Genomic DNA, 12172 nt, shown 5'->3' on the forward strand with positions numbered 1-12172 from the left:
AACAGATAGCTTGTTTACTTGTGACTGAAGACACCACACTCGTCAAGCGCTCGCGGTACGCCGTCGCCGCGGTCTTCTGCGTGCACGGATCGGTCACCGGGTCGTTCGCGACCCGGGTGCCCTGGATCCAGGAGCACGCGGGAGTGTCCGCCGGCCAGCTCGGCCTCGCGCTCGCCTTCCCGGCGCTCGGCGCGGCCCTGATGATGCCGCTCGCCGCCCGCGTCAGCCACCGACTGGGGACCCGCAACGCGCTTCGCGGGCTGCTCGCGCTCTGGACCCTCGCGCTGGTGCTGCCGTCGCTCGCGCCCGGCCTGCTCACGTTGTGCGGCGCGCTGCTGATCTACGGCGGCACGGCCGGTATGGCCGATGTCGCGATGAACGCGCTCGGGGTCGAGGTGGAGCACCGGCTGAAGAAGTCGATCATGTCCGGGCTGCACGGGCTCTGGAGCGCGGGTGCGCTGATCGGATCCGCCGTGGGGACCGTCGCCGCGCACGCCAACCTGAGTGCGCAGATCCATCACGCGATCGCGGCGGCGGTGCTGACGCTGATCGGTGTGGCGGTGTGTCAGTTCGTGCTGAACATCCATCCCCAGGAGGACGAGGAGCCGCCGGCGCGGTTCACGTTGCCGCCGAAGTCGGCGCTGCTGATCGGCGCCGTCGGGTTCTGCGCGGTGTTCGCCGAGGGCGCCAGCCTGGACTGGTCGGCCGTGTACCTGCGCGACATCCTCGACAGCTCAGCGGCGGTCGCGGCGGGTGCGACCACCGGGTTCGCGCTGACGATGACGATCGCCCGGCTCTCCGGCGACGCGATCGTCGACCGGTTCGGCGCCGTACGGACGGTGCGGTGGAGTGGGGCGATCGCGACGCTCGGCGGTCTGCTTGTGGTGGTTGCACCGACACCGCTCGTCGCGATGATCGGTTTCGGGCTGATCGGCATCGGCATCGCCGTCGTCGTACCGCTCGCGTTCGCTGCCGCCGGCCGCACCGGGAAGAACGCCAGTCAGGCGATCGCCGGCGTCGCCACGATCACGTACGCCTCCGGCCTGGTGGCGCCGTCCATCATCGGCGGCATCGCCCAAGCCAGCAGCTTGACCATCTCTTTCCTCGTCGTCACCGCCCTCGCCGTCGGCATCGCGGTGTTCGCCCGCGTCCTCGCCACGAGCCGACAGCCGGGAGCGGTAGCGCGATGACAGTGACCTTTCGAGTAGCCGGGGCGGACGATGCGCCCGCGGTCGCCGAGCTGCACGGGGACAGCTGGCGACGGCACTACCGCGGTGCTTATGCGGACGCGTTCCTCGATGACGAGTGCCCGGAGTACCTCGGCGCGATGTGGGCCAAGCGGCTCGCCGCACGCGAGGGGACGCTGACGACGCTGGCGGAGTACGACGGGCAGCTCGTCGGAATCGCCCACGTCGTGTTCGACGCCGACGAGCAATGGGGCGCGCTCGTCGACAACCTGCACGTACGGGCGCCCCTCAAGCGCCAGGGCATCGGCACCAAACTGCTCGCGCTGACGGCCGACGCGGCACCGGACGGGTACTACCTGTGGGTGCTCGAACAGAACACCGCCGCCCAGGCGTTCTACGAAGCCCGCGGCGGGATCCGGGAGGACAGCAAGCACGTCCCGCCACCGGGCGGCGAGCCACGCCGTCTCAACGGCACCCCGACGTGCTTCAGATACTGCTGGCCGAAGGCGTCTGCTTGATCGTCTCGATCAGCGCGTACGACGCCTGACTCGCGGCCTCGGGATCACCGGCGCGGATCGCCTCGAGCACCACCACGTGGGCGTCGAGGATCCGGTGGTCCTCGGGGATCGACGCGGTCTGGTGGATCGACTCGGTGAGAACCTCGGCGATCGCGTCGTACAGCCGGAGCAGCAGTGGGTTCCCGCTGGCCACGACGACGCCGCGGTGGAAGTCGGTGTCGACCGCCACGAACGCATCCATGTCCCCGGACTCGAGCGCTGCCGCGCGGCGCTCGAGGACCTCGGCCAGCGCGGCCACACTCTCCGGATCCGGATGCTGCGCGGCCAGACGGGCGGCCGCCGCCTCGATCCCGGCGCGGGCGTCGAGAACGTGCGTCAACGGCGCCGAGAGGTCATCCCTGACCAGTACGCCGCTGATCTCGTTCGTCGCCCGTACATAGGTGCCGTCGCCGACCCGCGGCTCCAGAAGGCCCGTCAGGCTCAGCGAGCGCAACGCCTCCCGCACGGTGCCGCGACTCACGCCCAGCTGCGTCGCGAGCTGGTTCTCGCCCGGGATCCGGGAGCCGCGCGCCCATTCCCCGGACTCGATCAACGCACGGAACCGCTCCGACACCTGCAGCACCAGCGGCACCTGCCGCACCGGTCCGTCGAGTGACATCCGCCACCGGCCTCTCTCCCCTGACCTAGCGTACAGTGTAAATGTAGGACATCTGCAGAGAAGCGTGTGAGAGAGGGTGTGTCGTGGCGGTCATGACCGAACGAATGACTCGGGAGCGGTCGTCGCTGATCACGGCGACCGCCTTCGTGGTGGCGCTGAGCCTGCGGCCGGCGCTGACCGCCGTCGGTCCGGTGCTGCCTCGGATCGGTGACGCCCTGAGTCTCGGCGAGGCCGCGCAGGGCCTGCTCGGCACGCTCCCGCTGCTCGCCTTCGCGGTTGCCTCCCCGCTGGTCCACCTCGCGTCCCGCCGGTTCGGCATGGAGCGGGCGGTGTTCGTCTCGCTGCTCGTGCTGGCGGCCAGCAGCGCGCTACGCCCGTACACCGGCACCGCCGGCCTCTGGATCGGTACGGCGGTCGTCGGGGCCGCGATCGCGGTCGGCAACGTACTGGTGCCGGTCATCCTCAAGCGTGACTACGCGGGCAACGTGTCGCGTGCGACGGGCATCTACACGGCGTTCATCACCGGCGGCGCGGCGATCGCATCGGTTCTCGCCGTACCGATCGCGGACGCGGTCGACTGGCGGCTGTCGCTGGCGGTGTGGGGCGGTCTCGCCGTACTCGTCGCCGTGATCTGGCTGCCGCGGACGCTCTCGCCGGAGCCGATGCCGTCAGGTGCCCGCGAGGAAGGCGCTCCCCCGGTGAGCGTCTGGCGGCAGCCGATGGCGTGGCTGGTCACCGGCTTCATGGGTCTGCAGTCCACCAGCTTCTACCTGTTCGTGAACTGGCTGCCCACGATCGAGATCTCCACGGGCGGTGTCTCGGAGCGCTCCACCGGCGTACACCTGTTCCTGTTCCAGGTGTTCGGGCTGATCGGCGGTCTGAGCATCCCGTTCCTGCTGAAGCACCGGACGAACCAGCGGGCCGGTCTGATGATCGCGAGTACGCCGATCCTGCTCGCGCTACTCGGTCTGATGCTGGTGCCGCGGCTCGCTCTGGTCTGGGCGATCGTCGGCGGCCTCGGCCAGGGGGCCGGGCTGGTCGCCGCGCTCTCGCTGATCAGCATCCGGGGCCGCGGTCACCACGAGACCACGCAACTGTCCGGGATGGCGCAGGCGGTCGGGTACACGCTGGCCGCGGCCGGGCCGGTGGTTGCCGGTTACCTGACGCAGGTCACCGGCGGATGGCGGACGACGTTGAGCGTGTTCGCCACGCTCGCCGCCGTCCAGGTCGTGCTCGGCTTCGTGGCCGGCCGAGACACTCGGCCGGCCTGACGCCTGCTGGAACCTGACGCCTGCTGGGAAACAAAGTGCCACGCAGCGGCGAAAAGTTTCCCAGCTACTTGTCGGTGGAGAAGGCCGAGTCGAAGGCCGCGGCCGGCTTGTCGAAGGCCAGGTTGCGGATGACGTTGACCGCCTCCGCCGCGCCGACCTTGCGCTCCATACCGGCGTCCTCCCACTCGACCGAGATCGGGCCGTCGTAGCCGATCGAGTTCAGCACCCGGAAGCAGTCCTCCCACTGCACGTCGCCGTGCCCGGTGGAGTAGAAGTCCCAGCCGCGCCGCGGGTCGGCCCACGGCAGGTGCGACCCGAGCCGGCCGTTGCGGCCGCCGCCGACCCGCATCCGGGTGTCCTTGCAGTCCACGTGGTAGATCCGGTCCTTGAAGTCCCAAAGGAAGGCGACCGGGTCGATGTCCTGCCACACCATGTGCGACGGGTCCCAGTTCAGGCCGAACGCGGGGCGGTGACCGATCGCCTCGAGGGCGAACGTGGTGGTCCAGTAGTCGTACGCGATCTCCGACGGGTGCACCTCGTGCGCGAACCGGACACCCTCGGCGTCGAACACGTCGAGGATCGGGTTCCAGCGGTCGGCGAAGTCCTGGTAGCCGGCCTCGATCCGCTCCGCGGGCACCGGCGGGAACATCGCGACGTACTGCCAGATCGACGAGCCGGTGAAGCCGACGACGGTCTGTACGCCGAGCTTCGCAGCGGCGCGGGCGGTGTTCTTGAGGTCCTCGGCGGCCCGCTGCCGGACACCCTCGGCGTCGCCGTCGCCCCAGATCCGGGACGGCACGATCGCCTGGTGCCGGAAGTCGATCGGGTCGTCGCAGACCGCCTGCCCCACCAGGTGGTTGGAGATCGCGAAGACCTGCAGGTTGTACTTCGCCAGGATGTCCTTGCGGCCCTGGACGTAGGAGTCGTCGTCGACGGCCTGCTGGACGTCGAAGTGGTCACCCGAGCAGGCGATCTCGACGCCGTCGTACCCGGCCTCGGACGCGAACTGGCAGACCTCCTCGAACGGCAGGTCGGCCCACTGGCCGGTGAAGAGTGTGATCGGACGAGGCATCTGAGCTCCTACGAGTTGTCGACGGTGATCCAAGCGCTGTCGTTTGCAGCCGACCGCAGTACGGCGTCGACCACGCGTGCCGACCGGGCTCCGGCGGCGAAATCGGGCAGGCCGTCCGGGAGGTCTCCCAGTACGGCGGCATAGCTGTCGGCGACGAACGAGTCGAACGCGTCCTGGTACCCCTGCGCGTGCCCGGCGGGCAGCCGGTTGACCCGCGCGGCCGGCGGGCTGAGCGTTTCGGGATCGCGGGTCAGCAACTGCGACGCGTCCCGGCGACCGACCCAGAGCCGGTCCGGGTCCTCCTGGTCGAAGCCGAAGCTCGACTCGGTGCCGGACACCTCGAGGTACAGCCGGTTCTTCCGGCCGGCGGCGACCTGACTGACCACGATCGTGCCGACCACGCCGGCCTCGGTCCGGAACTGCGCCGTGGCAAGGTCCTCCGTGCGAACCTCGACGCCGCCGCGCTGCGCCCGTACCGTCCGGAGCTGGGCACTGATCGCGGCGATCCGGTCGCCGGTGACGAACTCGGTCAGGTCGCACCAGTGCGAGCCGATGTCGGCGAAGGTCCGTGACGGGCCGCCGGTGGTGTCGTCGACCCGCCAGTTCTGGTCGTCGGCACCGGCCAGCCAGTCCTGCAGGTACGAACCGTGCAGGCTGGTGATCACTCCGGCGTCGCCCGCGGCGATCCGGGTCCGCAGCTCGCGGACCATCGGGTGGTAGCGGTACACGAACGGTACGGCGCCGACCAGCCCCGCCTCCTGCGCCGCGGCCGACAACCCGGCGGCGTCCTGTACCGAGGTGGCGAGCGGCTTCTCGCAGACCACGTGCTTACCGGCCTCGAGGGCCTGCAGCGTGACCTCGCGGTGCGTGTTGTTCGGCGTACAGACGTGGATCAGGTCGATGTCGGCGGCCAGCAGCTCGTCGAGCGTCGCGAACCCGCGCTCGGCGCCGGTCGCTTCGGCCGCGGCCTCGGCTCGCGACGGTGACGATCCGACGGCCCCGACGACGGTGGCGCCGGAAACCAGCGCCGCCCGGCCGTGGACCTGGCCCATGAAGCCGCCGCCGACGATCCCGACCTTCAGCTTTCGCGCGTTGGTGGACACGTCGAAGGACGCTATGGGACCCTTTTGAACCCTGTCAAGCAAAAGTCCACGACCAGCACGACGAAAGTCCGGTGTTGACGTCCTCCCCACCTTGCAGGTCGGGATTCGAACCATTACCCGGAGGTAGCAAGTTGCGGTTCACGCTTCGTCGAGACCCTCGCGGGCACCTCTTGGCGTGCGCTGACGGCCCGTCCGGCCGCGATGTTGACTGCCGCGTTGACGTCCGCGTGTGCCCGATGTCCGCAGGCCACGCACTCGAACACCGCTTGACTCTTGCGGTTCTCCGATGCGCGGTGCTGGCAGATACTGCAGGTCTGCGACGTGTAAGCGGGATTGACTCTCTCGACCCTTCCGCCGGCCTTGTACTCAAGACGACTCACCAAGGCACCCCAACCGTTGGCCAGGATGCCTCGGTTCAGGCCGGCCTTGCTGCGCCGACGGTTCGGCAATTAGGCACCCGGTCGCACTGGATCCATCCTCGGCGCCGGTCGGTGGACCATCTGACCGATGCGCAGGTCCTCGACGCGGATGGCGTCGAACCGTCGTGCGATGTCGGTACTGGTCTTTTCGACCCAGTCCCTGCGTCGATCCGCGACTCGAGCATGCAACTTGGCGATCGCTGTCCTGGTCCGCTGCCGCCGGTTGGATCCTCGGCGGCTCCGGGCGAGACGACGTTGCAGAAACCGCAATCGGCGCTTCTCGCACCGCGACAGCCCGGGGCACGACAGGAGTTCACCTGTGGACAGCGCCGCCGAAATGGCGATACCCCGGTCTATGCCGACTACCTCGCCTGTACCTGGCGCCGGGATCGGCTCCGGAGCAGCTGCAAAGGCGATGTGCCAGCGACCCACCCGGTCGCGTGTCACGCGATAAGATTTCGCTGCAGGGACAGCTCGGGACAGCCGGAAGTGAACCCAGCCGACCTTGGGAACGAGTGCGGCGGCCCACTTCCGGTTCAGCTTCACGACACGGGATGCCTGGCCACCGACGATACGGAAACCCTCGTGGCGGCCCGCCTTGCGCCAGGTCGGGCGCCGATGTGTGCCGGCGTAGAAGCCCTTGACGGCCAGCGCGAAATCACGAAGTGCCTGTTGCTGCACGGTCTGCGAGCCTGCCCGCAGCCAATCGAACGCAGAACGGGCCTCGGTCAGTTGTCGCGCCTGCTCGCGGTAGCCGGGTGCGGCGCGTTGACCTCGAGCCCACATCGACCACTGCTCGAGCGCCAGGTTCCAGACGTACCGGGCATGGCGGCATTGCTCCACCAACGCAGCCTGCTGTGCCGGAGTCGGGTACATGCGGAACCTGGACACGAACCTGATCCAAGCAATCACGACCGACAGTTCTTGCAATGCGCCCGGCGAGGGCGGCGGCGCCGCGCGGTCTGGGACAGCGAGACCTTCCCGCAGCGAGTCCAATGAGCGATCTGGGTACGGCGGACCAGGTACTGCGGCTGCTGCTCGACGGGCAACCGCGGACTCGGGCCGAGCTGATCGAGCTCAGCGGTCTGGCGCGGTCCACGGTGACCGGCCGGATCGAGGAGTTGCTCGCCGCCGGGCTCGTCGTACCGTCCGGGGAAGCGGCGTCGACCGGGGGCCGGCCGCCCGCGCGCTTCCGGTTCAACCCGACCGCGAGGCTCGTACTGGCCGCGGACATCGGCGCGACGCACCTTTCGGTCGCCCTCACCGACCTGACCGGCGAGATCCTGCACCGCTCGACGACACCCCTGAAGATCGCCGAGGGACCGGAGGTCGTGCTCGCCGCCGTCGCGCGCGCCGGCCTCGCGCTGCTCCGGGAGGCCGGCCGCTCCCCCGCCGACCTGGCCGGTACCGGCGTCGGGCTGCCCGGTCCGGTCGAGCACAGCACCGGACGGCCGAACCATCCGCCGATCATGCCCGGCTGGGACTCGTACGACGTCGTCGGCCGACTCCGCCGCGAACTCCCGGGCATGGTGCTGGTCGACAACGACGTGAACATCATGGCGCTCGGCGAGCACGCGACGGCGTACCCGGACGTCGACGACCTGTTGTTCGTGAAAGTTGCCACCGGCATCGGTGCGGGCATGATCAGCGGCGGCCGTCTGCACCGCGGCGCCCAGGGCGCGGCCGGCGACATCGGCCACATCCAGATCCTCGGCCATACCGAACTCTGCCGCTGCGGCAACACCGGCTGCCTGGAGGCGATCGCCTCGGCGACAGCACTGGCGGCCGGACTCGAAGGAGCTTCGACCAGCCAGGACATCGTCGACCTGGTGCGGTCCGGAAACACTGCGGCCACGGCGGCAGTTCGGCAGGCCGGGCGCGAGATCGGCACCGTACTGGCCGCCGCGGTCAGCCTGCTGAACCCGTCGCTGATCGTGCTCGGCGGTTCGTTGTCCCAGGCGGGCGACAGTCTGCTGGCCGGCATCCGGGAGACCGTCTACGCACGGTCGTTGCCCTTGGCCACCACCGGCCTGCAGGTCGTAACCAGCCGCGCCGGCCAGGACGCCGCCCTCCGCGGCGCCGCCATCCTGGTCCAGCAACAGGCACTGGCGACCTGACAGCAGCTCCACCGCTGTGCAGAGCTGGAGTCACGCCCACGCGGTGGCGATCTGCTCGGCTGCCGCGACCAGGCGGTCCAGGAACGCGCCGCCGCGGGCTCGGCCGAAGCCGTTGCGACGACCGTGGTACGCGCCCTGGACGCAGCGGAACTGGGCCCAGCGACGGACGCGGACGGGGTGCAGCTCGGCCGCTTCGGCGAAGATCTCCAGTTCGCGTTGCAGCGGCTTCGCCAGGTCGCCTGAGTCCAGGTGGGAATCGAGATACGGGAGGACGCGCGGCAGGAGCAGCGTCGCGCCGTCGTACGCCGGGTCGCCGACGTACCCCTTCGGATCGACGGCCAGCCAGGGCTCGCGGTCGGCGCGGAGGATGTTGCGGGGATGGAAGTCACCGTGCACGACAAGCTCCGGCTGCTCCCGACCGAGTTCATCGACCACGTCGAGCGCCGCATCCACCACCCGCGCCGGTAGCGCCTCCGGAAAGTCGGCGGCACCCGATCGAACCTCGTCGTACCACTCGTCGGCGCGGGCGCAGAGCCGAGGCAAGTGATCCGGTGCGGCAATGCTCAGGCGCTTGCTCAGCTCCCCCGCTACCGCCGGGATCGCGTCGTTGTCAGGGAGGCCGATCAACTGTTCCGGGTGCGCCCGCTCGAGCAGCAGGGCGTAGCGCTCGTCGTCGCGTTGGTGGAGTCGTACGGCGCCGCGCCCGCCCCAGGCCTCGAAGGCGTCGGCCTCGTAGTCGTTGCCCGGGTGCGGGAACGAGATCTTCACCACCCGGTCGCCCTCGACCGGGATGACGACGCCGACCTCGCCGTGCATCGTGTCGCCGGTCGGCTCGACGTTCCAGCTGCTCAACACCGTGTCCGCGATCGACGGCAGCTCGTCCAGCCACGCGCGGCCGCGATCGCCTTCGCGGGCGATGGTGGACTCGGCGAACTTCGCCGGGATCATCCCCACCGCTCCGACTTCGCGGAGCGGGAGACCAGGCTGAACAGCATGTCCCTCGGCGTCATCTCGCCCGCGACCACCTTGGTGACGTGCTCGGCGATCGGCATCTCCACGTCGTGGTGGTGCGCCAGCTCGCTGACCGACGCACACGTCTTCACGCCCTCGGCGACCTGCCGGGTGCCGCCGGCGATCTCGGCGACCGTCAGGCCCTGACCGAGCTTCTCGCCGAAGGTCCGGTTCCGCGACAGCGGTGACGAGCAGGTCGCGACCAGGTCCCCGAGACCGGCCAGGCCCGCGAACGTGTGCTCGTCCGCGCCCAGCGCCGTCCCCAGGCGGGCGATCTCGGCCAGGCCGCGGGTGATGACCGAGGCGCGGGCGTTGTCGCCGAAGCCGAGGCCGACGGCCATCCCGACGGCGAGCGCGATCACGTTCTTGCAGGCACCGCCGAGTTCACAGCCGACCACGTCGTTGTTCGTGTACGGGCGGAACGTCGGCGAATGACACAACTTCTGCAACCGCGCCGCGGTGCCCTCGTCCGCGCACGCGACGACCGACGCGGCCGGTTGTCCCTCCGCGATCTCCCGGGCCAGGTTCGGACCCGAGACGACCGCGATCCGCTCCGGGCCGGCGCCGGTGAGCTCGGCGATCACCTCACTCATCCGCTTCGTCGTCCCGAGCTCGACGCCTTTCATCAGGCTGACCAGGGGTACGGCGTTCGGCAGTACGCCGGCCCAGTCGGTCAGGTTCTCGCGCAACGACTGCGATGGGACCGCGAGCACAATGGCTTCGGCCCCGTCGGCGGCCGCGGCCGGATCGTGGGTCGCGGTGATCGCGTCCGGCAACCGCAGTCCCGGAAGGTACTCGGCGTTCTCGTGCTCGGTGTTGATCGAGGCACACAGCGATTCCCGCCGGCCCCAGACGGACACCTGGTTCCCCGCGTTCGCGAGCACCACCGCGAACGCCGTACCCCAGGAACCGGCGCCGAAGACGGCGACCTTGCTCATGCCTGCTCCTCACGATCGGCATCGTCGGCACGCTCGGCCTTGCGGGCCTTGCGGAGGTCGTAGAGCTCCTTGGGCGGGGTCTCGCCGCGCAGTTCACCCAGGGTCTCGGCGACCCGGGCCATGATCACCTCGGTTGCCTCGTGCAACAGCTCGTTGGTCAGCGGCTTGCCCTCGAACGCGCTCAGGTCGACCGGTGCCCCGGCCCGCACCTGCAGGGTCTTACGCGGCAGCAGCCGGAATCGGATCTTGCCGGTGTAGGACTGGATGATCTCCTGGGCGCCCCAGTTCGCGATCGGGATCACCGGGCAGCCGGTCATCAACGCGATCCGGGCGGCGCCGGTCTTCCCCGTCATCGGCCACATCCCGGGGTCTCGGGTGATCGTGCCCTCCGGGTAAACGCCTACACACTCACCGCGTTCGACCGCCGCCACCGCGTCCCGGAACGCGTCCGCGGCCTGGGTGGAGCCGCGGTGCACCGGGATCTGCCCGGCACTGGTGATGATCGTGCCGAGCACCGGGATCTTGAACAGCGAGGCCTTCCCCAGGTACCGCGGGATCCGCCGGCACTCCCAGAGGTAATACCCGAGCACCACCGGGTCGAAGTGCGAGATGTGGTTCGGCACGAACACCACACCACCGGAGCGGGGCATGTTCTCCCGGCCGGTGAACCGGCACTTGGTGAACACGATCATGAACGGCTTGACGATCGCGACGATCAGCCCGAACCAGAAGCCGCGCGGCGGCCGTGGGTCACTGCGCCGGCTGTCCACTACTGCCTCCTGGTGCTCGTCCCGACCATCCGTCATGGGAGAATCCTGCCTGATGGCAGACCTACAGGTCGCTCCCTGGACCCTGGCGATCCCGGTGAAGCGTACGGCGATTGCGAAGAGCCGGCTCGCCCCGGCCTACCCTCAGCACCGTCCCGAACTCGCCCGCGCCTTCGCCGTCGACACTACTGCGGCCGCGCTCGCCTCTCCCCTGGTGCATGCCGTCCTGGTCGTCACCGACGACCCGCTGGTCGCCGCGGACGTCACCGCCGCGGGCGCCCGGGTGGTCCCGGACCTCCCGGCCGCCGGACTCAACGAAGCCTTGCTGCATGGCGCGACTGTGGCCGCGGCCGAGTTCCCGGGCCACGGTGTCGCGGCCCTGTCCGCGGACCTTCCCGCACTCCGCCCGGCCGAGCTGACCGCGGTACTCGCGGCCTGCACCGCCCCACGATCCTTCGTCGTCGATCTCCCCGGCACCGGTACGACGCTGCTCGCGGCGGCTCCCGGTGTGGCCCTGGATCCCCGCTTCGGCGTGGGTTCCGCCCTGGCCCACCAGGCGTCCGGCGCGCTCCCGATCGAGCTGACCGGCATCGAGTCGGTACGTCGTGATGTCGACACCGCGGCGGATCTGGCGCACGCCGTCCAACTCGGCGTGGGACCGGCGACCGCGGACGTGATGTCGCTGGTTCTCGGTGCCGCGACCGGGACCGAGGGTCTAGCCTGCTGACATGCAGGCAACCGTGAGCGCCTACGACAGCGAAACGTTCTCCGGCGCGGTGCTGACCGACACCGGGATCGTGCTCCCGTTCACCGTGCACGCGGTCGCCGACACCCCGGTGCGGCATCTGCGGGTAGGCCAACGAGTACGCATCGAGACCGCCGGGTCCGGCGCCGCGACCACCGTCACGAAGGTCGAGTTCGGCACCCAGTTGTAGACGGTTGCCGTCGGCACCCCGGTCACCGGTCGCGGCAGACAACGGCGAAGGGCCGGAAATCCCCGGGGGGGTGGGTACAGCGAGACAAGTGGCAAGGGTGTAAGGTCTTTGCGCCGTTGGGGTAGTAGGGGTATGATAAAAAAAGAAGAGAGAGGCGGCTATATGTGTGGGTATTG

Annotated in this window: 14 protein-coding genes; 6 read left to right on the forward strand and 8 right to left on the reverse strand. The window is 69.7% G+C overall.

All coding sequences use genetic code 11. The features are described from left to right. Positions 1–20 precede the first annotated feature (20 nt). Positions 21–1190, forward strand: coding sequence for an MFS transporter (locus ACWGID_RS28070; protein WP_452201473.1), 1170 nt, complete (start codon positions 21–23; stop codon positions 1188–1190). Further along, positions 1187–1705 carry an N-acetyltransferase family protein gene (locus ACWGID_RS28075; protein ID WP_452201474.1) on the forward strand — a complete coding sequence of 173 codons (519 nt, stop codon included), beginning with the start codon at positions 1187–1189 and terminating at the stop codon, positions 1703–1705. Before ACWGID_RS28070 ends, ACWGID_RS28075 begins: the two co-directional genes overlap by 4 nt. Here the strand turns inward: ACWGID_RS28075 and ACWGID_RS28080 are convergent. After that, the gene (locus ACWGID_RS28080) at positions 1674–2363 is read right to left on the reverse strand and encodes a FadR/GntR family transcriptional regulator (RefSeq protein WP_452201476.1); all 690 of its coding nucleotides are present in this window, start codon (positions 2361–2363) and stop codon (positions 1674–1676) included. The genes ACWGID_RS28075 and ACWGID_RS28080 overlap by 32 nt on opposite strands. Positions 2364–2455: 92 nt before the next feature. Between ACWGID_RS28080 and ACWGID_RS28085 the strand changes: the two genes are divergently transcribed. Next, positions 2456–3634: a CynX/NimT family MFS transporter gene (locus tag ACWGID_RS28085; protein ID WP_452201478.1), complete on the forward strand. Its 1179-nt coding sequence runs from the start codon at positions 2456–2458 to the stop codon at positions 3632–3634. Between the two features lie 64 nt (positions 3635–3698). On the opposite strand, the gene ACWGID_RS28090 is transcribed toward ACWGID_RS28085, so the two are convergent. The 4 genes from ACWGID_RS28090 to ACWGID_RS28105 all read right to left on the reverse strand — a co-directional run bounded on the left by ACWGID_RS28090 (position 3699) and on the right by ACWGID_RS28105 (position 7119). Continuing rightward, positions 3699–4706, reverse strand: a complete 1008-nt coding sequence (locus tag ACWGID_RS28090) for a sugar phosphate isomerase/epimerase family protein (RefSeq protein WP_452201480.1) — start codon at positions 4704–4706, stop codon at positions 3699–3701. 8 nt (positions 4707–4714) lie between these two features. Further along, the gene (locus tag ACWGID_RS28095) at positions 4715–5809 is read right to left on the reverse strand and encodes a Gfo/Idh/MocA family protein (protein WP_452201482.1); all 1095 of its coding nucleotides are present in this window, start codon (positions 5807–5809) and stop codon (positions 4715–4717) included. A 113-nt stretch (positions 5810–5922) separates the two neighbouring features. Continuing rightward, a complete protein-coding gene (locus ACWGID_RS28100; protein WP_452201484.1) occupies positions 5923–6189 on the reverse strand; it encodes a zinc ribbon domain-containing protein in 267 nt (88 codons plus the stop codon). A gap of 69 nt (positions 6190–6258) precedes the next feature. Beyond that, positions 6259–7119, reverse strand: a complete 861-nt coding sequence (locus ACWGID_RS28105; protein ID WP_452201486.1) for an RNA-guided endonuclease InsQ/TnpB family protein — start codon at positions 7117–7119, stop codon at positions 6259–6261. Positions 7120–7223: 104 nt separating this feature from the next. On the opposite strand from ACWGID_RS28105, the gene ACWGID_RS28110 reads away from it, so the two are divergent. Then, complete coding sequence (locus ACWGID_RS28110; protein WP_452201488.1) at positions 7224–8345, forward strand: ROK family protein; 1122 nt, start codon at positions 7224–7226, stop codon at positions 8343–8345. 30 nt (positions 8346–8375) lie between these two features. On the opposite strand, the gene ACWGID_RS28115 is transcribed toward ACWGID_RS28110, so the two are convergent. Genes ACWGID_RS28115 through ACWGID_RS28125 form a run of 3 tightly spaced genes read right to left on the reverse strand, consistent with a single transcriptional unit; the run spans position 8376 to position 11100 of the window. Beyond that, the gene (locus tag ACWGID_RS28115; RefSeq protein ID WP_452201490.1) at positions 8376–9293 is read right to left on the reverse strand and encodes an aminoglycoside phosphotransferase family protein; all 918 of its coding nucleotides are present in this window, start codon (positions 9291–9293) and stop codon (positions 8376–8378) included. Next, entirely contained in the window at positions 9290–10294 is a 1005-nt protein-coding gene (locus ACWGID_RS28120) for an NAD(P)H-dependent glycerol-3-phosphate dehydrogenase (protein WP_452201492.1), read from the reverse strand. The genes ACWGID_RS28115 and ACWGID_RS28120 overlap by 4 nt, the downstream gene beginning before the upstream one ends. After that, positions 10291–11100 carry a lysophospholipid acyltransferase family protein gene (locus ACWGID_RS28125; protein ID WP_452201494.1) on the reverse strand — a complete coding sequence of 270 codons (810 nt, stop codon included), beginning with the start codon at positions 11098–11100 and terminating at the stop codon, positions 10291–10293. Before ACWGID_RS28125 ends, ACWGID_RS28120 begins: the two co-directional genes overlap by 4 nt. Positions 11101–11116: 16 nt before the next feature. On the opposite strand from ACWGID_RS28125, the gene cofC reads away from it, so the two are divergent. Then, a complete protein-coding gene (cofC, locus tag ACWGID_RS28130; RefSeq protein WP_452201496.1) occupies positions 11117–11788 on the forward strand; it encodes a 2-phospho-L-lactate guanylyltransferase in 672 nt (223 codons plus the stop codon). Between the two features lies 1 nt (position 11789). Next, a complete protein-coding gene (locus ACWGID_RS28135; protein WP_452201498.1) occupies positions 11790–11996 on the forward strand; it encodes a hypothetical protein in 207 nt (68 codons plus the stop codon). The last annotated feature ends 176 nt before the right edge of the window (positions 11997–12172 follow it).

Source organism: Kribbella sp. NPDC054772 (genome assembly GCF_053611945.1).